Source organism: Salmonella sp. 741265050_HSA (assembly GCF_046569445.1).
GTDB classification, from domain to species: domain Bacteria; phylum Pseudomonadota; class Gammaproteobacteria; order Enterobacterales; family Enterobacteriaceae; genus Salmonella; species Salmonella enterica.
Genome location: NZ_JBKFSV010000005.1, coordinates 12,249 through 34,433 on the forward strand (window position 1 = coordinate 12,249; position 22,185 = coordinate 34,433).

The following is a 22,185-nucleotide window of genomic DNA, read 5'->3' on the forward strand; positions in this document are numbered from 1 at the left end:
AAATTTTATATATATATTGATACGGTAAATTACTGATGGCTTAATAATATATCAGGCAGCTGATGCTGCCTGATATAGCGTTTTTACGCTTTCGGTTTAAAGCGCAATAGCCGGTTGGCATTGCTGACGACGGTAATGGAAGACAGCGCCATTGCCGCGCCCGCTACTACCGGGTTTAACAAGGTACCGGTAAACGGCCACAGAATACCGGCGGCCACCGGGATACCAATGCTGTTGTAGATAAATGCGCCAAGCAGGTTTTGCTTCATATTGCGCAACGTCGCGCGCGAAATGGCCAGCGCATCCGCCACGCCCATCAGACTATGGCGCATCAGCGTAATCGCCGCGGTTTCAATCGCCACATCGCTGCCGCCGCCCATCGCGATACCGACGTCCGCCTGCGCCAGCGCGGGCGCATCGTTGATACCATCGCCGACCATCGCAACCTGACGACCCTGGCTTTGCAGACGTTTAATCGCATCGGCTTTGCCATCCGGCAGAACGCCCGCAATGACTTCGTCAATACCCGCTTCTTTGGCAATCGCGTTAGCCGTCGTTGGGTTATCCCCGGTGAGCATTACCAGACGGTATCCGGCGTTGTGCAGGCGTTCAAGCGCGGCAATACTATCGCTGCGCAATGGATCGCGTACCGCCAGTAACGCCGCCGCTTTACCGTCAATCGCCAGCAGGACCGGAGTCGAGCCTTGCGAGGCCTGCGCGGTGATTTCTGCCGTCATATCATCCGTGGCGACGTGCTGTTCGTTCAGCAACGCCTGGTTCCCCAGAAGCAGTTGATGACCTTCTGCTTCACCGCTGACGCCCAGTCCGCGCAGCGTTCTGAAACCGTTCACCTGCGGCAGTTTATCGTCGCCGGCTTTTTCCAGAATCGCATGGGCCAGCGGGTGGCTGGAGCCTTGTTCGAGCGCGGCTGCCAGACGTAATGCCTGAGCTTCATCAACGCCGTTAAAGGTTTTTACCGCCACCACTTGCGGCTTGCCTTCCGTCAGCGTCCCGGTTTTATCAAAAACGAGGGTATCCAACGTACTGGCGCGTTGCAGGGCATCGGCGTCGCGTACCAGCACGCCGAATTCGGCAGCGCGGCCTACGCCGGAAATAATCGACATTGGCGTCGCCAGGCCTAATGCGCAAGGGCAGGCGATAATCAGTACGGTGGTGGCGATGACCAGCGTATAAACAATTTGCGGCGCCGGTCCGAAGAAATACCAGATAGCGGCGCTGAACAGCGCAATGGCCACGACGACGGGAACGAATACCGCGGAGATTTTATCGGCCAGTTGGCCAATTTCCGGTTTACTGCTTTGCGCCTGGCGTACCATGCGAATAATGCGTGACAGCGTGGTATGACTGCCCACCGCGCTGGCGCGGAACAGGACGCTGCCGTCCTGGACGACGGTGCCGGCATGAACGCTGTCGCCTTCGCCTTTTTGCTGCGGAATGGGTTCGCCGGTCAGCATGGCTTCATCAAGCCACGCTTCGCCCTGGGTAATTTCGCCATCCACTGGCACGCGATCGCCGGTAGTGAGCCGCAGCAGCATCCCAGGCTGAACGTCCGCCAGCGGGACGCTTTTTTCGCCGTCTTCTGTCACGACGCGTGCGGTGGGCGGGGTGAGATCGAGTAATTTTTCCAGCGCTTTTGAGGAACGCTGACGGGCGCGCGCTTCCAGCATGTGTCCGAGATTAATCAGACCGATAATCATCGCGCTGGCTTCGTAATAGAGGTGCCGCGCTTCCATCGGGAACCACTGCGGCCACAGGTTGACGCTCATGGAGTAGAGCCAGGCGACCCCGGTGCCGAGCGCCACCAGCGTATCCATCGTCGCCGTGCCGTTCAGCAGGCTTTTCCACGCGTTACGGTAAAAATGACCGCCCGCAAAGACCATCACCGCAAGCGTGATCAGGCCAATAGCCAGCCACAGGCTGCGGTTGTCGCCGGTCACCATCATGTTATCGCCGATCATCCCCCAGACCATGACCGGTATACCGACCGCCAGGGCGACGATGGCCTGCCAGCGAAAACGTTTCATGGTGGCGATGGCGGTTTCCTGCTGGCGCTCGCGGCGTTTGATGTCATCTTCAATCGCTTCTGCGCCGTAGCCGGCTTTTTCCACCGCCTGCACTAAATCAGCGGCGGACGCGCTGCCCATCACCAGCGCAGTGCGTTCCGCCAGGTTTACCCGTGCCTGTGTGACGCCCGGTACGCTTTGTAGCGCATGTTGTACGCGGGTGACACAACTGGCGCAGCTCATGCCGCTTAACAGCAACTGTTGGCTTTCTTCATCGGCCGTCGCTACCGGAAGCTCATGAGGAACCGCTGCCAGTGCTTCCGACGGGATTGATGACTCTGTCAGCGGTTTAGCCTTTGGGTGGCTTAACGTCGCGCCATACCCGGCTTGTTTGATGGTTTCAATTAACGCGTCCGCACTGGCGGTACCGGTAACGTGCGCTTCGGTTACGGTGACGTCCGCCAGCTCAACATCCGGACGTTGTTCAAGACTTTCTTTCACGCGTTTAACGCAATGACCGCAGGACAAACCGTCCAGGGTCAGGTCGATAGTTTGAGACATAGTAAAAACTCCTTTATGATTGGTCATCAATTCATTGACCTTAGTAATCGTAGTGACTCACTGTGATAAAGGTTAAACCTTCCAGCAAGGTTAAGGTCAAGGGGGAAATATGAATATTAGCGATGTGGCGAAAAAAACCGGTTTAACCAGCAAAGCCATTCGGTTTTATGAAGAGAAAGGGCTGGTGACGCCGCCATTACGTAGCGAAAATGGTTATCGCACCTACACGCAGAAGCATTTAAACGAGCTGACGTTGCTGCGACAGGCGAGGCAGGTGGGGTTTAATCTGGAAGAGTGTGGCGAACTGGTCAATCTGTTTAACGATCCGCGACGCCATAGCGCAGATGTAAAAAAGCGGACGCTGGAAAAGGTCGCGGAGATCGAGCGCCATATCAGCGAGCTGCAATCAATGCGCGATCAACTGCTGGCGTTGGCGGAGAGTTGTCCCGGCGATGACAGCGCCGACTGCCCGATTATTGATAATCTTTCCGGCTGCTGTCATCACAAGGCGCAAAAGCCACGTTGATTAAACGGCGCGAATGCGTAAGGTGATGCCTTCCACGGCGATCACTTCGACATGCGTACCTGCGCGCAGGTCTTCGTCAGCGCATACCGGCCACGAGCTGTCGCCGACACGCATATGACCCCGTCCGTTAACTAACGCGGCATCAAGCATAAACCGGCGGCCTACCAGTTGTTGTCCGCGTTGGTTAAGGCGGCTGTCGGTCGGCTTCTGCTCCCGCACGCGACGCGCCAGCCAGCGCCACCAAAGCCAGGCCGCCAGCAACGTTAAGGCCGCAAACAGCACGCCCTGCCATTCCCAGCCGAGCGGTAAGAGCCAGACGGTTAAGCCGGTAATCACTGCCGCCACGCCGCTCCACAGCAAATAGCCGTTACCGCCGAGCATTTCCGCAGCCAACAACAGGCCGCCGAGGCTAAGCCAGAAGATATGCGGATGTACCAGAATCATCGCTATCATGCTTTTTTCCGTTCGCTGGCGCTGTCCTTAACCAGCTCGCTGATCCCGGCGATAGCGCCCATCAGACTGCTGGCATCCAACGGCATCATGACCACTTTGCTGTTATTCGCCGAGCCGATTTGCTGTAACGCTTCGGTGTATTTCTGCGCCACGAAGTAGTTTATCGCCTGAATATCCCCGGCGGCGATGGCTTCAGATACCATCTGCGTAGCGCGGGCTTCCGCTTCGGCGGAACGTTCGCGCGCTTCCGCCTGCAGGAAAGCGGACTGACGTTCGCCTTCGGCTTTCAGAATCTGCGACTGTTTTTCCCCCTCGGCTTTCAGGATTTCCGCCTGACGTACCCCTTCGGCCTCAAGGATATAGGCGCGTTTGGTACGTTCCGCTTTCATCTGGGCGTTCATCGAGGAGATCAATTCCGCGGGCGGGCGGACATCGCGAATTTCGATACGGGTAACTTTAATTCCCCACGGATTGGTGGCTTCATCGACAATATGTAGCAGCCGCGTGTTGATGCTGTCGCGCTGGGAGAGCATTTCATCCAGCTCCATCGAACCGAGCACCGTACGGATATTGGTCATGGTCAGGTTAATGATCGCCAGTTCCAGGTTACTGACTTCATAGGCGGCGCGCGGCGCATCGATAACCTGAATAAAACAGACCGCATCGATAGTGACGTTGGCGTTATCTTTTGAGATCACCTCCTGCGACGGAATATCCAGCACTTGTTCCATCATATTGATCTTGCGGCCAATTCTGTCCATAAACGGTACAACAAGGCTTAATCCCGGCTGCAGGGTTTTGGTGTAACGTCCAAAGCGCTCCACCGTCCACTGGTATCCCTGCGGAACGATTTTGACGCCCGCGCCGACGATCACCAGCGCGACGAAAATGAGAATAGGGATAAGAATGAGCATAGCTAAACCTCCTGTTGCGTTGTCCATAAACCGATTTTGCTGACGAATTAAGCGAATTATACCTGATTCAGTAAAGCATGTTCCCCCCTTATTAATTACAGGGATACACTATCGCTATAAAAATATGAACAATGGATGCGCAATAAATGACAGAACGTAGCATGTTGCTTGAGTTAAAGCAGGTCGGTTACCGGACTGCGACGACAAAAATAGTGAATAACATCAGTTTTACGCTGCAACGCGGCGAATTTAAGTTAATTACCGGTCCTTCTGGCTGCGGAAAAAGTACGTTGTTGAAAATGGTGGCCTCGCTAATAAGCCCTGATATCGGCATGATTCTTTTTGAGGGGCAGGATATTACTACTCTGAGTCCGGAAGCCTATCGCCAGCAGGTTTCTTATTGCGCTCAGACGCCAGCGCTATTTGGTGATACGGTTTACGATAACCTGATTTTTCCCTGGCAAATTCGCCATCAGCGCCCGCAGCCGGCAGCCTTCGCAGACGATTTGGCGCGTTTTGAACTGCCGGAGACGATTCTGCAAAAACCGATTGCCGCGCTTTCCGGCGGGGAAAAACAGCGTATTGCTCTAATTCGTAATCTACAGTTTCTGCCGAAAATACTGTTACTCGACGAAATAACCAGCGCGCTGGATGAACATAACAAACGGAATGTGAATGATATTATTCATCGCTATGTTCGCGATAAGCAGGTCGCTGTCTTGTGGGTAACGCATGATAAAGATGAAATTCAACACGCGGATAAGGTGATAACGTTAACGCCATCTGCCGGAGAGATGCAGGAGGCGCGTTATGAACGAGCATAATATTACCAATACCTCGCTGGCGTTATCGATGCTGCTGGTGGTGGTCGCGATGCTCATCAGTCACAAGGAAAAGCTGGCGCTGGAAAAAGATATTCTGTGGAGCGTATGCCGGGCGGTGATACAGCTCATTATTGTCGGCTATGTACTGAAATACATCTTTGGCGTTAATCATGCCGCCCTGACGCTGCTGATGGTGCTGTTCATCTGTTTTAACGCCGCCTGGAACGCGCAAAAGCGCAGTAAATATATCGACAAGGCATTTCTCTCCTCGTTTATCGCCATCACCGTCGGCGCCGGACTAACGCTGACGGTACTGGTGCTTACCGGTTCGATTGAATTTGCGCCGATGCAGGTGATTCCCATCGCTGGCATGGTCGCCGGTAATGCGATGGTGGCGGTAGGGCTGTGCTACAACCAACTGGGGCTACGTTTTCATAGCGAGCAGCAGCAAATACAGGAAAAGTTAAGTTTGGGCGCAACGCCGAAAATGGCCTCCGCCGGGCTTATCCGCGATAGCATCCGCGCATCGCTTATCCCGACGATCGACTCGGCAAAGACCGTTGGGCTGGTGAGCCTGCCGGGGATGATGTCCGGGCTGATTTTTGCCGGGATCGATCCGGTAAAAGCGATTAAATATCAAATTATGGTAACGTTTATGCTGTTGTCGACAGCCAGCCTGTCTACCATCATTGCCTGCTATTTAACCTACCGGAAGTTCTATAATTCGCGTCATCAGTTGGTAGTAATGCCGCTCAAGAAATCATGATAGTTGCCGGATGATGGCGCAAGCGCCTTATCCGGCCTGAGGACGACAGATAGGCCAGATAAGCGCGCCATCAGGCAAGAGAGGATTAATACAGTAGCGCGTACAACTGGCGGCGGTATTTCGACGCCAGCGCGTCGCCGGTGCCGAGCGCGGCAAGGATCTCCTGGAAGGTTTTGCGCGTCTGTCCCTCGGCGGCGGTAAGATCTTTTCTCAGATGGCTGAACAGCAATTCCAGCGCTTCTTCATTACGTCCGACCTGGTGCAACTGCAACGCCAGTTGCGTTGCCAAAGCCGCATCCTGCGGATTCTCCGCGACTTGCTGCTGAAGTTGCTGAATTTCCGGCGTATCCGCCGCCTGTTTAAGCAGTTCGATCTGCGCGACCAGCCCCTGATAACGAGTATCCTGATCCTGTAGCGGGATAGTTTTTAATACCGCTTCGGCCTCTTCAGAGCGGTTCAGCGCAATTTGCGCTTCCGCCAGTAACAGGCCAATCTCACTATTCTGCGAAGAGAGCTGCCAGGCGTCTTTGAGCAACGGCAGTGCGTCAATGTAGTTGCCCTCCTGCATTAACTGCATCGCTTGTTGCGCTTTTAGCTCTTCTTCGCGCGGTAGTACTTTATCCAGCAGAGCGCGGATCGCCTCTTCCGGCTGCGGCCCCTGGAAACCATCGACCGGTTGGCCATTCTGGAACAGATAGACAGTCGGGATAGCGCGCAGACCAAACTGAGCGGCGATCATCTGTTCGGCGTCGCAGTCCAGCTTTGCCAGAATAAACTGACCGTGGTACTGGGCAGCCAGACTTTCCAGCACTGGCGTTAATTGCAGACAGTGTTGGCTGCGTTCAGACCAGAAATAGAACAGTACCGGCGTGGTCATGGACTGCTCTAAGGTCTGCTGCAGGTTGGATTCATTAATATTGACAATGTTCTGTACGGACATGGCGTCGCTCTCTTTTGTCTGTGTCACGTTTACATGGGGGCTGACTGGCGCGCTTCAACTCAGCTTTGTAAAATTTTATCCAGCACCCGGCCCGGCAATAGGCGTTTCAGCGCCATCACCGCCCAGGTGACCAGCGTAACGGGATAGCGCAGCCTGGGTTTATCGCTTGCAAAAGCATGACGGACTTTCGCTACTACCGCGTCAGGATCGCGGGTGAAACGTGCGGCGATGCCGGGATTTTCTACCGGTTTATCACGCTGCGTCTGGTTAACGTTATCCGTAAAACGGGTACGAATCGGCCCCGGTTCTATCAGGCTCACTTTAATGCCTGTGTGCCGTAGCTCCATACGTAGCGCGTCAGACCAGGCTTCGAGCGCATATTTGCTGGCGGCGTAAGCGCCGCGCCCTGGGGTGGAAATCAGCCCCATCACCGATGAGGTCATCACAATGCGTCCTTCGCCATGCGGCAACATGGCCGGAAGTAAGCGCATGGTAAGCTGATGCGCGCCGAAAAAATTACTGGAAAACTGTTGCTCCATCTGCTCACGGCTGATGGTAGAAAGGGGGCCATACACGCCGTAGCCGGCATTGTTAAAGATCCCATACAGACGATTATCGGTCAGGGCGATCACTTCATCGGCGGCACGATCCACGCTTTCAGGGGAGTCGAGATCGATCAACACGCCGGTAAATCCCATACTGTTCATCCGGGCGACATCATCAGGTTTGCGGCAGCCCGCCAGGATTTGAAAGCCCTGGCGTTTAAGTTCAAGCGCGCTGTCCAGACCGATTCCGCTGGAACATCCTGTTATTAAGACCGATTTTTGCATAACTTTACCTGTCAGGATCTCCGTTGATTTAAGAGTCGTGGTTAACTATATCCGTCATACTTCAAGTTGCCTGTGCGTTCGTTTACTCCAGTCACATAGGTATCTATGCTCCTGGAAATTCTCTTACGTGCCGCCTTCATGCAACTCGAATTATTCAGGAGAGAAAAGGGGTCAACTGCTTCGCCATCCAGTCGGCAATAAACGGCTGGGCGTCGCGGTTGGGATGAATGCCGTCATCCTGCATCCACTGCGGTTTCAGATATACCTCTTCCATAAAAAACGGTAACAGAGGAATATCGAACTCTTTGGCGAGCTTAGGATAAATGGCGCTAAAGGATTCATTATAACGGCGACCGTAGTTAGCGGGCAGATGAATTTGCATCAGTAACGGTTGGGCATCGGCGGCTTTCACCGTCTGAATGATTTTACGTAGCGTCTGTTCGGTTTGCGCAGGCGCAAAACCGCGTAGGCCATCGTTGCCGCCAAGTTCCACCACTACCCAGCGCGGGTGATGCTGTTGCAACAGCGCCGGCAAACGCGCCAGTCCCTGCTGCGAGGTATCACCGCTTATACTGGCATTAACGACCGACGTTTTGTTTTGCCATTTATCATTAAGGAGCGACGGCCATGCCGCGCTGGCGGCCATACGGTAACCGGCGCTGAGGCTATCGCCCAGAATTAATAAGGTGTCTGCGGCGGCGGCACGGAAAGTTAACAGGATCAAAAACAGGAAGGGCAAATGCCAGCGGAAAACAGTGTTGAAGTTCATCGTCTCAGGAAGTCCGTCGGTCAGGGTGAGCATGAGCTTTCCATCCTTACCGGAGTTGAACTGGTTGTCAAACGCGGCGAAACCATTGCGCTGATTGGCGAATCAGGATCGGGAAAATCTACGCTGCTGGCGATTCTCGCCGGACTGGATGACGGCAGTAGCGGAGAGGTCAGTCTGGTGGGGAAACCGCTTCACCAGATGGACGAAGAGGCGCGGGCGCAGCTTCGCGCTCAGCATGTCGGTTTTGTTTTTCAATCCTTCATGCTTATTCCTACGCTTAACGCGCTGGAAAACGTTGAGCTACCGGCCCTGCTACGCGGTGAAAACAGCGGTCAGAGTAAGGCGGGGGCGAAAGCGCTGCTCGAACAACTGGGACTGGGAAAACGGCTTGACCACCTTCCGGCACAGCTTTCCGGCGGCGAACAGCAGCGCGTAGCGCTGGCGCGCGCGTTTAACGGGCGTCCTGATGTGCTGTTTGCCGATGAGCCGACGGGCAACCTTGACCGTCAGACCGGAGATAAAATCGCCGACCTGCTATTTTCGCTTAACCGCGAGCACGGCACCACGCTGATTCTGGTGACGCACGACCCGGCGCTGGCGGCGCGCTGCAACCGGCGGCTGCGGTTGGTCAACGGTCAGTTACAGGAGGAGGCATGATAGCTCGCTGGTTCTGGCGCGAATGGCGCTCGCCGTCGCTGATTATTGTCTGGCTGGCGTTGAGTCTGGCGGTGGCCTGCGTACTGGCGCTCGGCAGTATTAGCGACCGGATGGAAAAAGGGTTAAGTCAGCAAAGCCGCGAGTTTATGGCAGGCGATCGGACGCTGCAAAGTTCGCGAGAGGTACCGAAAGCCTGGCTTGAAGAGGCGCGTAAACGCGGCCTTAACGTGGGCGAGCAGTTAACCTTTGCGACCATGACGTTTGCCGGCGATACGCCGCAACTGGCCAGCGTGAAGGCGGTAGATAGCGTTTATCCGATGTACGGCGAATTGCAAACCCGTCCAGGCGGAGTAAAAGCGCAGCCGGGTAGCGTACTGCTGGCGCCGCGTCTGATGGCGCTGCTTAATTTGAAAACGGGCGATACCATTGATGTCGGCGACGTGACCTTGCGTATTGCCGGTGAAGTGGTGCAGGAGCCGGATTCCGGGTTTAACCCTTTTCAGATGGCGCCGCGTCTGATGATGAATATGGCCGATGTGGCAAAAACCGGTGCGATACAGCCGGGGAGCCGCGTGATGTGGCGGTATAAATTCGGCGGAACGCCGCAACAGCTTGCTGGCTATGAAAGCTGGCTGTTACCGCAGCTTAAACCGGAACATCGCTGGTACGGACTGGAGCAGGATGACGGGGCATTGGGGAAATCGCTCGAACGTTCGCAGCAGTTTTTGCTGCTTTCGGCGTTATTAACGCTACTGCTGGCGGTAGCTGCCGTCGCGGTGGCGATGAGCCATTACTGCCGTAGCCGCTACGATCTGGTGGCGATTTTAAAAACGTTGGGCGCGGGCCGGGCCCAGTTACGTAAACTTATCATCGGACAGTGGTTGATGGTGCTGGGGCTTTCCGCCGTCACGGGAGGCGCGATTGGGTTACTGTTTGAAAACATATTGCTGGTGCTGCTAAAACCGGTACTGCCCGCCGATTTGCCGCCCGCCAGCCTGTGGCCCTGGCTGTGGGCGCTGGGCGCGATGACGGTCATCTCTCTGCTGGTCGGTTTACGGCCTTATCGATTGTTGCTGGCGACCCAGCCGCTACGGGTGCTGCGCCGCGACGTTGTCGCTCGCGTCTGGCCGTTAAAAATTTATTTGCCTGTCGCCTGCGCCGTCGTGGTGGCGCTGCTCGCCGGATTGATGGGCGGAAGCATGCTGTTGTGGGCGGTTCTGGCGGGCGCCGTGATACTGGCGCTGCTGTGCGGTCTGGTGGGCTGGATGCTGCTTAACGTGCTGCGCGGCATGACGTTGACGTCGCTACCGCTGCGTCTGGCCGTCAGCCGACTTCTGCGTCAGCCGTGGTCAACGTTGAGTCAGCTTTCGGCGTTTTCGCTTTCGTTTATGCTGCTGGCGCTCTTGCTGGTGCTGCGCGGCGATCTCCTCGATCGCTGGCAACAGCAGCTCCCGCCGGAAAGCCCGAACTATTTCCTTATCAATATTGCTTCAGAACAGGTCGCGCCGCTGAAAGCCTTTTTGGCGGAACATCAGGTGATCCCGCAGACGTTTTATCCGATTGTGCGGGCGCGGTTAACGAAGATAAACGGTAATCCGACGGAAGGTCAGCAGGATGAGTCACTCAACCGTGAACTGAATTTGACCTGGCAGGATACGCGCCCGGCGCATAATCCGCTGGTCGCCGGTCACTGGCCGCCAAAATCGGGCGAAGTCTCCATGGAAGAGGGGCTGGCGAAGCGGCTGAACGTCAAACTCGGCGATAGCGTAACCTTTATGGGCGATACCCAGGCATTTAGCGCTAAAGTCACCAGCCTGCGTCAAGTGGACTGGGAAAGCCTGCGGCCCAACTTTTTCTTCATTTTTCCTTCCGGGGCGCTGGACGGGCAACCACAAAGCTGGCTGACCAGTTTTCGCTGGGAGAATGGCAACGGCATGTTAACGCAGCTTAACCGCGAGTTTCCTACCGTCAGCCTGTTAGATATCGGGGCGATCCTGAAACAGGTGGGACAGGTGCTGGAGCAGGTCAGTCGGGCGCTGGAGGTGATGGTTGTGCTAGTCACCCTCTGCGGCATGTTGCTATTACTGGCCCAGGTACAGGTCGGGATGCGTCAGCGCCATCAGGAGCTGGTGGTGTGGCGCACGTTAGGAGCCGGAAAGAAACTGTTGCGTACCACACTCTGGTGCGAATTCGCCATGCTGGGGTTAGTTGCCGGGTTGGTCGCCGCGATTGGCGCGGAGACGGCGCTGGCGATCTTACAAATTAACGTTTTTGATTTCCCCTGGGAGCCGGACTGGCGTTTATGGGGCGCACTGCCGTTTTGCGGCGCGCTGCTGCTTTCCGTATGCGGCGGCTGGCTTGGCGTTCGTTTGCTGAAAGGCAAAGCGCTATTCCGCTAGTTTAGCGGATGATTCATGATGTGAATAATTTCGCGCCGGTTTTTAAAACGGCGCGTACTTTTTTAGTCGCACAAATTGCTAACTCCTTGATTTTTAGTAGCACAAATCATTAAAAAATACACAACACGTAAGGTTTTATAACAGTTATTATTTGCCTGCTAAATGATTTGGATTGGCTATCTATCAAGGAAAATATAATGACAATTAAAATAACAGCGTTGGCGGCATCGATCGGCGCGGCAGTGGCTTTCATGCCTTTCGCCACTCAGGCGGAAATCACCGTTTTAAAACAAGATCCCCAGGCGGGTAATCCACTCAGCCGACTCAATTTCACCGTCGGCGGGAGTATTCGTCCGCAGTTCCAGAATATGACCGGCAATGACGGCGCGAACGGTTATAAACGTAATGGTTTTGATGGCGGGACGCGTTTCCGCTTCGCCGCGGATTATTATCTGTTTGATGATATCAGTTGGATTAGCTATTACGAGCTGGGCGTCAATATCCCTGCGGTATTTGACTGGGATAACCATTATGCGAAGGGCGCGACTGATACCACTCGCCGTATGCTGTATACCGGCTTCAAGAGCGCGACGTGGGGAACGCTGACCTTCGGTCAACAGAACAGCATTTATTACGATGTGGTGGGCGTAAAAACCGATATCTGGGATTACGACATGATAGGTCAGGCGCCGGGCAACGGGATTAACGGCGACTACGATGGTTCTTATCGCACGCGTAAGTCATTGAAGTATAAGAAAAGCATTGGCAATGTCGATCTCTACGCATCTTATCTGTTCAGCGACGATTATAATGCCAATAACGGCCTGAATTACAAGCGTAAAGGCGGCGGTTCTTTAGGCGCGGATTACCATCTCACCGACGATCTGACCTGGGGGACGGCATGGAACTATACCCGTGCGGAGATGCGCGGCAACGGCAATAAAACTTACGATCAAAATATTGTCGGTACCGCGTTAAGCTGGACGCCGGAAAACTGGACTATCGCCGCAGGCGGCGGTTGGTATCAGAACTTTATGACGACCAAAAAAGTATCTGTGAATGATTACTTTGCCGGCGATGCGTGGGGTCTGGAATATTTTGTCGGTTACGCTTTCCCGATTGGTCAGTATGCCGTGAAAGCTATTCAACCGTACTTTATGGGCGACCGCATTGAATATGTGAATGGCCGCGACTATCTGCGTACCGATAACGGCGTGGGGATCACCTTCCAACTGGATTATGGTTTCCGCGTTGATTATGAACATGTTTTCACCTCCAGCACTGACAATCTGGGCGATATGAACCTGGTGCGTCTGCGTTACGATTTCTAAAGCGTTTTCCTCTGCCGGATGTTGGCGTTAAGACCTCTTATCCGGCATTTCCCTTTACGCCATTCCCGCCTGACACACGCCTGAGCGCCTGCCTCGTACATTTAACGACACACCAGGAAACATCATGAAATAATTTCAAGGACAGCAGGCTGTGATCTGTGTCATGTTAAGAAATAGCCTTTCGTTTGGGCCAAAACAGACGATGCCGCATGAACGGCATCCGGCACAGCATCACACTATTTAAAATGGAGAAATTATGGGATTGCGTCAGAGTTTACGCATTGCGGCCAGCACGCTATTACTGGCCTGCGGATTACAGTTTGCCCATGCCGATAGTTCCCCGCAAACGATCGTATTTGGCGTCGCGCCAGGGCCGTATGGCGACATGGTGAAGCAGGCGATTGCGCCGACATTAAAAGAAAAAGGGTATAAGGTCGTGGTGCGCGAGTTTAGCGACTATGTCCAGCCCAATATGGCGTTAGCTAACGGCAGCATTGACGCCAACCTCTTTCAACATACCCTCTATTTTGACAAATTCACCGCTGACAAAGGGTTGAAGCTCAGCAAACTTATTGTGGTACCGACCGCCGGGATGGGCTTCTATTCACGTAAAATCAACAGTCTGGATGCGCTTAAAAAAGGGGACATTATTACCCTCTCCAACGATCCGACCAACCTGGCGCGCGGCCTTCGTTTCCTGCAATCGTTGGGGCTTATCACGATTAAGGACAATATCGATCCGACCAAAGCCTCTGAACGAGATATCGCCAGCAATCCAAAAGGACTGGTTTTCAAACCGCTGGAAGCCGCACAGCTACCGCGCACGCTGGATGGCGTGACCGGCGCGCTGGTTAACGGGAACTTTGCGGTGGCGGCAGGACTGGATCTTTCCAGCGCGATTAAGCAGGAACACCTGGATGAGAATCTGAAAAATATCATTGCGGTACGCAGTGAAGATGCCGATAAGCCGTTTGCCAAAGATATTGTCGAGGCGGTGAAATCGCCGGCTTATCGCGCGGTCATCGACGATCCAAAGAATATTTATAGCGCCTTCCAGAAACCGGAATGGATGACCGCGACACCCTGATCGCAGCGGTGGCCATCCCCAATTTCTGAGGTGAATATGATTGAAATAGAAAAAGTCTGCGTCGATTTTACCGCCGGTCGCGGTACCCCCACGCGCGCGGTGGATGATGTGAGCCTGCATATCGCCGCGGGCGAGATTTTTGGCATTGTCGGTACCAGCGGCGCAGGAAAAAGCACTCTGCTGCGTACCCTGAACGCCTTAACGCGTCCCAGCCAGGGGCGCGTCAACGTCAACGGCGTGGAAATTTCTGCGCTGGACGGAAAAGCGTTACGCCAGGCGCGGCAGCGTATTGGTATGATTTTCCAGCATTTTAACTTAATGCATACCCGGACAGTGGCGCAAAACGTGGCGTTTAGCCTGAAAGCGGCTGGCTGGGAACGCAGCAAAATCGCGCCACGGGTGGCGGAAATTTTAACGCTGGTGGGCCTTGCCGATAAAGCGAACCGTTTTCCGGTACAGCTCAGCGGCGGGCAAAAACAGCGGGTGGGGATAGCCCGCGCCATCGCTAACCATCCGGATGTTTTGCTGTGTGACGAACCGACTTCCGCTTTGGATCTGGAAACTTCCGCCACGATTCTGGCTCTGCTCAGACAGATCAACGCACAGCTCGGGATTACTATTGTGCTGATCACCCATGAAATGAACGTGATCAAATCTATTTGCGATCGCGTGGCGGTGATGTCGGGCGGTAAGGTTGTGGAATCGGGCGAGGTGTTTGATGTGTTTGCCCACCCGCAACACGCTTTCACACAGCAACTGGTGTCTCATACCCTTAATTTGACCCTGCCGGAACGTTTACGGGAACACCTGCCCGGGCAGTTGCTGAAAATTTTGTTTATCGGCGATTCGGCGGAGCAGCCGGTACTGTCAGAGGTGGCGATCAAGTTTGGCGTCGCGGTCAATATCCTGCATGGCAAGATTGAATATATCGGCGAACGCGCGTTGGGCATTCTGGTGGTGCAATTAACCGCGCCGCATAATCCAACGGCGGTGACCGCCGCCGTGGAGCATATCCGTCAACGTACCGCACAGGTGGAGGTGATCCGTGGATGATTTATTGCCGGATTTAACGCTGGCGTTCAATGAAACTTTCCAGATGTTGAGTATTTCAACGGTGCTGGCGATTCTTGGCGGTCTACCGCTCGGTTTTCTGATTTTTGTCACCGATCGTCATCTGTTCTGGCAGAACCGTTTTATTTATCTCGTCGCCTCGGTTCTGGTGAATATTATCCGCTCGGTGCCATTTGTTATTTTACTGGTGCTGTTACTGCCGCTAACGCAGCTTTTGCTGGGCAATACCATTGGCCCGATTGCAGCCTCCGTCCCGCTGTCGGTGGCCGCAATCGCGTTTTATGCACGCCTGGTAGATAGCGCGCTCCGTGAAGTCGATAAAGGGATTATTGAGGCGGCGCTGGCATTCGGCGCTAGTCCGATGCGTATTATCTGTACCGTACTGTTGCCGGAAGCCAGCGCAGGGCTGCTGCGCGGCCTGACGATTACATTGGTAAGCTTAATCGGCTACTCGGCGATGGCCGGGATTGTCGGCGGCGGCGGGGTAGGCGACCTGGCGATTCGCTATGGCTACTACCGTTACGAAACCGAAGTGATGGTTGTTACCGTAGTGGCGCTGATTGTGCTGGTTCAGGTCGTTCAGATGCTGGGCGACTGGCTGGCAAAACGTGCCGACAAGCGCGACAGACACTAAGCCGGCGTCAGCCGGCAATAAAAATAAGCTATTGCGCTTTTAGCCAGTTGGCAACGTCTTGCCATGGGCCGCGAAAAACGATATTCGCGGCTTTTTTCTCCAGTTGATAGCGATACATCGGGTCGTAATATTCGTTAAGTAGCGGAACCAGCCATGCCATATGGCCGTCGGTGCTGCCGCTGGATAATTGCTCCGCCAGCGCCCTATCCAGCGTGTCCGTCAGTTCGGCAAAGCGTTGCAACCCCAGACGGCGGCGAATAGCGAACAGTCCATGATGAAGATATTCACTATACGCCTGCCAACCGGCTTCATCGCCGTAGGCGTGGGTGAAGTCGTGATGCATACGGATGAAATACTCTTCACGCAGTCGTTCCAGACGAAGCGCAAACGGATCTTCCACTACCGCAATGGGGGCCTGCGCCATTCTTTCGCGTAAACACTCAGGCAGATGGTTGGCGCCGATCGTTCGCCCTTCATCTTCCAGTACCCACCTTTTTAGCGTCTGACGCGCGTTAATTTTCAGCAATTCAACGGCAAGTTTGTTTTCAAAACTGGCCTGGCTGAGCTGGGGGTTCAGCGTGCGGCCAAAAGAGGAGCCGCGATGACGCGCGAGACCTTCCAGATCCACGCCGTTGGGCTGTTGTCGCACCAGTTGCGTTTTGCCGCTGCCCGTACAGCCGCCAATTAAAAGTATCGGTTTTTGCGCCAGTTGCCAGGTCGCCTGAATTGCTGTCTGGCGCAGCGCTTTATAGCCGCCTTCAATAAGCGGGCAGTCAATCCCTGTTTCTTGCAGCCAACGTTGTACGATATGTGACCGCTGACCGCCGCGCGCGCAGCACAGATACCCGTTGGGGAAACGTTGATACGCGGCTTTCCAGGCCTCAAGCCGCTGCTGGCGAATGTCGCCGCAAACCAGCCGATGCCCCAACGCTAACGCCGCATCCGCGCCCTGACGTTTGTAGCAGGTGCCGACGGCGGCTCGCTCGTCATCCATCATCAATGGCAGGTTGATAGCGCCCGGCATGGCGCCCTGTTCAAACTCAATCGGCGCGCGTACATCAATTAAAGGCGTATCGGCAAGGAGGAGCGCGCGATAGTCCTGTGCTTTTTGTCTGTCTTGCATAACGTAAAACGTAACCTTAAATCATCCTTTGCGCTATTTTACGCGCCAATTCGCAAAGTGGCTTGATTTTTAACAGCGTACCGTGTTGAAAATGGATAAAAAACCGGCTATTTCGGGTTGCCGTTGGGTAAATAATTTCACAATGTCTTCTACCGCTTTGCCTCCGCCAAATTTATGCCAGGCGAGGCTTAACGGTGAGGGCGGACGCATCGTCGGAATGGTACAGCTTACCAGTTCGTTTTTGTCGATCAGCGTTTGACAAAGCGGCTGCGGGACAAAACCGATACCGACGCCTGCCAGATGAGCGGCGATTTTGGTTTCCATATCAGGCACGATAATTTCCTTCTGCCCCGGAAGGCGCCAGGCTACCCGCTTGGTCAGCGTACGTGCGCTGTCTTCGATATTAATTGCCGGGAAACGGCGCAGCTGCGCTTCTGTTAGAGGCCCGCTGACGTGAGCTAAAGGATGATCCGCGGACATCACAAAACGCCATTGTACGGAACCTAAAGGGTCGAGCATAAAGGTATTAGCCAACGGCTCGGTGCCAGTTACGCCAATCGCCAGCGAAAAACCTTCATACAGGAGCGAATCCCAGACGCCCATATAAATTTGCCGGGAAAAGTGAAACTGAGTGAAAGGGTAACGCGCATTAAGCCACGATAAGAGACTGGCGACCGCTTGCGGGCTATAGAGCAGGTTATTCACCACAATATTGACCTGACGCTCTACGCCGTCGTTAACCTGGCGTAGCTCGTCAGGCATGCTGTCCAGCCACGCAAGCCAGTCTTTTGCCTGAGAGAGAAGGTGAGAGCCCGCCGCCGTCAACGAGACGCTTCGCGTTGTGCGAAAGAACAGCCCTACGCCGGTATTTTCCTCCAGCAGTTTGATGCGGTAGCTAATGGTTGCCGTGGTTTTACACAGGCGCTCCGCCGCTTTGGAGAAACTCCCCGTTTCGGCAACGCTGATAAAGGTACGCAGTGTTTCCGGGTCAAACATCGTCAGACGCCTCCTTACGATCCTGATAAAACCAGAATTGTTTTCCTATGATTTTTAAGTAGTTTTACATAATAGCCATGTTTGATTTGTGGTCTAAATCTACTTTTGGAAAAATATTCCAACTTTTATGTTGATGTTAAATCCCGAAGGTTTTAGATTGCATGGTATTGAAACCGGACAGAGTCCAAACCGCGGTTAAACGGAATCGAGCTACAAGGGAAAAATAATGAAACTTGAGGTATTACCGTTAGATCAGAAGGCGTTCAGCGCTTATGGCGATGTTATTGAGACGCAGGAACGTGACTTTTTTCATATAAACAACGGGTTAGTTGAGCGATATCACGACCTGGCGAAGGTTGAAGTTCTGGAGCAGGATCGCACGCTGATCAGTATTAACAGGGCGCAACCGGCCGCGATGCCTATTGTGGTACATGAACTGGAACGTCATCCTTTAGGTACGCAGGCGTTTGTGCCGATGAACGGCGAGGCTTTTGTCGTTATTGTCGCGCTCGGCGATGATAAACCCGATCTCTCCACGCTGCGGGCGTTTATTAGCAATGGACGGCAGGGCGTCAATTATCACCGTAATGTATGGCATCACCCGCTGTTTGCGTGGCAGACGGTTACCGATTTTCTGACGGTGGATCGCGGTGGCAGCGATAACTGTGATGTTGAAAGTATCCCGACACATGAACTCTGTTTTGCGTGACGCTATTGGCCTTCTTGCATAAGATGAACATATTGTTCATTGTTTATGCTCATATTTTGGGCCGGAGTTAACGTAAATATGACGGAAGTAAGACGACGCGGCAGGCCAGGACAGGCAGAGCCGACTGCGCAGAAAGGCGCTCAGGCGCTGGAGAGGGGCATAGCGATATTGCAATATCTCGAAAGAAGCGGCGGCAGTTCATCAGTTAGCGATATTTCCGGCAGCCTGGATTTACCGCTTTCTACGACGTTTCGCCTGTTAAAGGTACTGCAAACGGCTGATTTTGTGTACCAGGATAGCCAGCTTGGCTGGTGGCATATTGGTTTAGGCGTATTTAATGTGGGCTCTGCGTATATTCATAATCGCGATGTCCTCTCGGTGGCCGGACCCTTTATGCACCGACTTATGCTGCTTTCTGGCGAGACGGTCAACGTAGCGATTCGCAACGGTAATGAAGCGGTGTTAATCGGTCAAAAGGAGTGCAAATCGATGGTCAGAATGTGCGCGCCCTTAGGGAGTCGTCTGCCGTTACATGCTTCCGGCGCCGGAAAAGCGCTGCTGTACCCGCTCACCGAAGAAGAGCTGGTGGGGATCGTCGTCAATACCGGTTTGCGGCGGTTTACGCCGACCACTCTGGTGGATTTACCTATCCTGCTTAAAAATCTGGAGCAGGCGCGTGAACAGGGCTACACCGTTGACCAGGAAGAACATGTTGTCGGGCTGAATTGTATCGCCTCCGCTATCTATGACGATGCGGGCAGCGTGGTCGCCGCTATCTCAATATCGGGACCGGCTTCCCGGCTGACGGAAGATCGCTTTATCAGCCAGGGGGAACTGGTACGGGATACCGCGAAAGACATCAGTACGGCGCTTGGGCTAAAACCCCCTGTAGCCTGAGCCGCATCCCGCTCGCTGGAGCGGGACTTTTTTAAAATTTTTAAAAGTTGGAAACTTTTTCCAATAAAAAGAGGTAGCAATAAAATGGCAAAAATGAGAGCCGTGGATGCGGCAATGTATGTGCTGGAAAAAGAAGGTATCACCACAGCATTCGGCGTTCCTGGGGCTGCAATCAACCCCTTCTATTCTGCAATGCGTAAGCATGGAGGCATTCGCCATATACTGGCGCGTCATGTGGAAGGCGCTTCGCATATGGCTGAGGGCTACACACGTGCGGCGGCAGGTAATATTGGGGTCTGCCTGGGCACTTCCGGCCCGGCGGGAACCGACATGATCACCGCGCTCTATTCCGCTTCTGCCGACTCTATCCCGATTTTATGCATTACTGGTCAGGCGCCACGAGCGCGTCTGCACAAGGAAGATTTCCAGGCAGTCGATATTGAAGCGATTGCAAAACCAGTCAGCAAGATGGCAGTGACGGTTCGTGAGGCGGCGCTGGTGCCGCGCGTATTACAACAGGCTTTTCATCTGATGCGCTCAGGCCGCCCAGGTCCTGTGCTGGTTGATTTACCGTTTGATGTTCAGGTTGCGGAGATCGAATTCGATCCGGATATGTATGAGCCGCTGCCGGTATATAAGCCAGCCGCCAGCCGCGTACAGATTGAAAAGGCGCTGGAGATGCTGATTCAGTCCGAGCGTCCGGTAATTGTCGCGGGCGGCGGGGTTATTAACGCCGACGCCGCGCCACTGCTGCAGCAGTTTGCCGAACTGACCAGCGTACCGGTGATCCCTACTCTGATGGGCTGGGGCTGTATCCCGGACGATCACCCCTTAATGGCGGGGATGGTCGGCCTGCAAACGGCGCACCGCTACGGCAACGCCACTCTGCTGGCATCTGATATGGTTTTTGGCATCGGTAACCGTTTCGCCAACCGTCATACGGGGTCCGTTGAGAAATATACTCAGGGGCGAAAAATCATCCATATCGATATTGAACCAACGCAAATTGGCCGCGTGTTGTGCCCGGATCTGGGCATCGTTTCTGACGCCAAAGCGGCGCTAACGTTGCTGATCGATGTCGCGCAGGAGATGCAAAAAGCGGGGCGTTTGCCATGCCGGAAGACCTGGGTGGGCGAATGCCAGCAGCGTAAACGGACTTTGCTGCGTAAAACCCACTTTGACAACGTGCCAGTGAAGCCGCAGCGCGTCTATGAAGAGATGAACAAAGCCTTTGGTCGCGATGTGTGCTATGTCACCACCATTGGATTGTCGCAAATCGCGGCAGCGCAGATGCTGCATGTGTTTAAAGACAGACACTGGATCAACTGCGGCCAGGCGGGGCCTCTTGGCTGGACAATCCCGGCGGCATTAGGGGTATGTGCTGCCGATCCGCAACGCAATGTGGTGGCGATTTCCGGCGATTTCGACTTCCAGTTCCTGATTGAAGAGTTAGCCGTCGGCGCGCAGTTTAACATTCCGTATATCCATGTGCTGGTTAACAACGCTTATCTTGGCCTGATTCGCCAGTCGCAACGCGCATTTGACATGGACTACTGCGTACAGCTCGCCTTTGAAAATATCAACTCCAGCGAAGTGAATGGCTATGGCGTTGACCATGTAAAAGTGGCGGAAGGATTAGGCTGTAAAGCAATTCGTGTCTTTAAACCGGAAGATATTGCGCCTGCATTTGAACAAGCCAAAGCGCTAATGGCGCAATATCGCGTTCCGGTGGTGGTGGAAGTCATTCTGGAACGCGTAACCAATATTTCCATGGGCAGCGAACTGGATAACGTAACCGAGTTTGAAGAGGTTGCGGATAGTGCGAAAGATGCGCCAACAGAAACCTGTTTTATGAAATATGAGTAAGGGAGGTAATCGATGTTACGTTTCTCTGCCAATCTTTCTATGCTGTTTACGGAATATGATTTCCTGGAACGCTTTGATAAAGCAGCGTTGTCGGGATTTCGCGGCGTGGAATTCATGTTTCCCTACGATAACGACATCGAAGTGTTAAAACGTAAGCTCAGGGATAATAATCTGGAACATACGTTACATAATTTACCGGCTGGCGACTGGGCGGCTGGCGAACGTGGAATTGCCTGTATTCCTGGGCGCGAAGAAGAGTTTCGCGATGGCGTAGCGGCCGCAATCCGCTATGCACGCGCGTTAGGCAATAAGAAAATAAATTGTCTGGTAGGTAAAACGCCGTCAGGATGCTCCGCAACGGAGATCCACGACACGTTGGTTGAAAACCTGCGCTATGCGGCAAATATGCTGGCGAAAGAAGACATTTTATTACTTATCGAACCTATTAATCACTTTGATATGCCGGGATTCCATCTCACCGGCACTCAACAGGCGTTAGCATTAATTAAGGATATCGGCAGCGATAATATCAAAATTCAGTATGATATTTATCACATGCAACGCATGGAAGGGGAATTAACGCAAACCATGACGGCATGGGCCGATAAAATAGGCCATTTACAAATTGCTGATAACCCGCGTCGCGGCGAGCCGGGGACCGGGGAAATCAATTATGACTTTATTTTTAATGTCATTAAACAGTCTGGTTATGATGGCTGGGTTGGCTGTGAATATAAACCACTGACTACCACGGAAGCGGGATTATTGTGGATTAATCAGTACCGTTAAAACGCAGAATAATTCGGGC

The 22,185-nt window shown here is 53.8% G+C and carries 21 protein-coding genes; 13 read left to right on the forward strand and 8 right to left on the reverse strand.

Features of this window, described 5'->3' with window-relative positions:
* Positions 1–83 precede the first annotated feature (83 nt).
* Positions 84–2,585 carry a copper-exporting P-type ATPase CopA gene (gene copA / locus ACLD4F_RS12010; protein ID WP_000083910.1) on the reverse strand — a complete coding sequence of 834 codons (2,502 nt, stop codon included), beginning with the start codon at positions 2,583–2,585 and terminating at the stop codon, positions 84–86.
* A gap of 109 nt (positions 2,586–2,694) precedes the next feature.
* Here copA and cueR point away from each other — a divergent pair, with 109 nt between their 5' ends.
* Positions 2,695–3,111, forward strand: a complete 417-nt coding sequence (gene cueR / locus ACLD4F_RS12015) for a Cu(I)-responsive transcriptional regulator (protein WP_001026760.1) — start codon at positions 2,695–2,697, stop codon at positions 3,109–3,111.
* Here the strand turns inward: cueR and ACLD4F_RS12020 are convergent, their stop codons facing one another.
* Positions 3,112–3,564, reverse strand: a complete 453-nt coding sequence (locus ACLD4F_RS12020) for an NfeD family protein (protein ID WP_000561177.1) — start codon at positions 3,562–3,564, stop codon at positions 3,112–3,114. It abuts the gene before it with no gap.
* Positions 3,561–4,478, reverse strand: a complete 918-nt coding sequence (locus ACLD4F_RS12025; RefSeq protein ID WP_000906146.1) for an SPFH domain-containing protein — start codon at positions 4,476–4,478, stop codon at positions 3,561–3,563. The genes ACLD4F_RS12020 and ACLD4F_RS12025 overlap by 4 nt, the downstream gene beginning before the upstream one ends.
* Positions 4,479–4,624: 146 nt before the next feature.
* Between ACLD4F_RS12025 and fetA the strand changes: the two genes are divergently transcribed.
* Both fetA and fetB read left to right on the forward strand, forming a co-directional pair.
* Positions 4,625–5,302 (forward strand): iron efflux ABC transporter ATP-binding subunit FetA, encoded by a 678-nt coding sequence (gene fetA, locus ACLD4F_RS12030; protein ID WP_079981483.1) that lies wholly within the window; start codon positions 4,625–4,627, stop codon positions 5,300–5,302.
* On the forward strand, positions 5,289–6,068 hold the full coding sequence (gene fetB / locus ACLD4F_RS12035) for an iron efflux ABC transporter permease subunit FetB (protein ID WP_001002130.1): 780 nt from the start codon (positions 5,289–5,291) through the stop codon (positions 6,066–6,068). The genes fetA and fetB overlap by 14 nt, the downstream gene beginning before the upstream one ends.
* A gap of 85 nt (positions 6,069–6,153) precedes the next feature.
* Here fetB and cnoX read toward each other — a convergent pair whose 3' ends face one another.
* From cnoX to tesA, 3 genes are all read right to left on the reverse strand, one after another.
* The gene (cnoX, locus tag ACLD4F_RS12040; protein WP_000116061.1) at positions 6,154–7,008 is read right to left on the reverse strand and encodes a chaperedoxin; all 855 of its coding nucleotides are present in this window, start codon (positions 7,006–7,008) and stop codon (positions 6,154–6,156) included.
* Between the two features lie 59 nt (positions 7,009–7,067).
* Positions 7,068–7,838, reverse strand: coding sequence for an SDR family oxidoreductase (locus ACLD4F_RS12045; RefSeq protein WP_023182324.1), 771 nt, complete (start codon positions 7,836–7,838; stop codon positions 7,068–7,070).
* Between the two features lie 154 nt (positions 7,839–7,992).
* Entirely contained in the window at positions 7,993–8,607 is a 615-nt protein-coding gene (tesA, locus tag ACLD4F_RS12050) for a multifunctional acyl-CoA thioesterase I/protease I/lysophospholipase L1 (RefSeq protein WP_001010574.1), read from the reverse strand.
* Between tesA and ybbA the strand changes: the two genes are divergently transcribed.
* From ybbA to ACLD4F_RS12080, 6 genes are all read left to right on the forward strand, one after another.
* Positions 8,578–9,264 carry a putative ABC transporter ATP-binding protein YbbA gene (gene ybbA, locus ACLD4F_RS12055; protein ID WP_411010856.1) on the forward strand — a complete coding sequence of 229 codons (687 nt, stop codon included), beginning with the start codon at positions 8,578–8,580 and terminating at the stop codon, positions 9,262–9,264. The genes tesA and ybbA overlap by 30 nt on opposite strands.
* The gene (ybbP, locus tag ACLD4F_RS12060) at positions 9,261–11,663 is read left to right on the forward strand and encodes a putative ABC transporter permease subunit YbbP (protein ID WP_411010857.1); all 2,403 of its coding nucleotides are present in this window, start codon (positions 9,261–9,263) and stop codon (positions 11,661–11,663) included. The genes ybbA and ybbP overlap by 4 nt, the downstream gene beginning before the upstream one ends.
* 197 nt (positions 11,664–11,860) lie before the next feature.
* Complete coding sequence (locus ACLD4F_RS12065) at positions 11,861–12,994, forward strand: porin (protein ID WP_000152869.1); 1,134 nt, start codon at positions 11,861–11,863, stop codon at positions 12,992–12,994.
* 256 nt (positions 12,995–13,250) lie between these two features.
* A complete protein-coding gene (locus ACLD4F_RS12070; protein ID WP_000524317.1) occupies positions 13,251–14,081 on the forward strand; it encodes a MetQ/NlpA family ABC transporter substrate-binding protein in 831 nt (276 codons plus the stop codon).
* Between the two features lie 36 nt (positions 14,082–14,117).
* On the forward strand, positions 14,118–15,134 hold the full coding sequence (sfbB, locus tag ACLD4F_RS12075; RefSeq protein ID WP_411010858.1) for a virulence-associated ABC transporter ATP-binding protein SfbB: 1,017 nt from the start codon (positions 14,118–14,120) through the stop codon (positions 15,132–15,134).
* Positions 15,127–15,786 (forward strand): methionine ABC transporter permease, encoded by a 660-nt coding sequence (locus ACLD4F_RS12080; protein ID WP_000342247.1) that lies wholly within the window; start codon positions 15,127–15,129, stop codon positions 15,784–15,786. Before sfbB ends, ACLD4F_RS12080 begins: the two co-directional genes overlap by 8 nt.
* A 28-nt stretch (positions 15,787–15,814) precedes the next feature.
* On the opposite strand, the gene mnmH is transcribed toward ACLD4F_RS12080, so the two are convergent.
* Positions 15,815–16,909: a tRNA 2-selenouridine(34) synthase MnmH gene (mnmH, locus tag ACLD4F_RS12085; protein ID WP_001154077.1), complete on the reverse strand. Its 1,095-nt coding sequence runs from the start codon at positions 16,907–16,909 to the stop codon at positions 15,815–15,817.
* A gap of 69 nt (positions 16,910–16,978) precedes the next feature.
* Positions 16,979–17,905 (reverse strand): HTH-type transcriptional activator AllS, encoded by a 927-nt coding sequence (gene allS, locus ACLD4F_RS12090; RefSeq protein ID WP_000460169.1) that lies wholly within the window; start codon positions 17,903–17,905, stop codon positions 16,979–16,981.
* A 226-nt stretch (positions 17,906–18,131) separates the two neighbouring features.
* On the opposite strand from allS, the gene allA reads away from it, so the two are divergent.
* The 4 genes from allA (at position 18,132) to gip (ending at position 22,166) form a co-directional block, all read left to right on the forward strand.
* The gene (gene allA / locus ACLD4F_RS12095) at positions 18,132–18,614 is read left to right on the forward strand and encodes an ureidoglycolate lyase (protein ID WP_183058351.1); all 483 of its coding nucleotides are present in this window, start codon (positions 18,132–18,134) and stop codon (positions 18,612–18,614) included.
* Positions 18,615–18,692: 78 nt separating this feature from the next.
* Entirely contained in the window at positions 18,693–19,511 is an 819-nt protein-coding gene (allR, locus tag ACLD4F_RS12100) for an HTH-type transcriptional repressor AllR (RefSeq protein WP_411010859.1), read from the forward strand.
* 84 nt (positions 19,512–19,595) lie between these two features.
* Positions 19,596–21,377 carry a glyoxylate carboligase gene (gene gcl, locus ACLD4F_RS12105; RefSeq protein ID WP_079945074.1) on the forward strand — a complete coding sequence of 594 codons (1,782 nt, stop codon included), beginning with the start codon at positions 19,596–19,598 and terminating at the stop codon, positions 21,375–21,377.
* 12 nt (positions 21,378–21,389) lie between these two features.
* Positions 21,390–22,166 (forward strand): hydroxypyruvate isomerase Gip, encoded by a 777-nt coding sequence (gene gip, locus ACLD4F_RS12110; RefSeq protein WP_411010860.1) that lies wholly within the window; start codon positions 21,390–21,392, stop codon positions 22,164–22,166.
* Positions 22,167–22,185 lie beyond the last annotated feature (19 nt).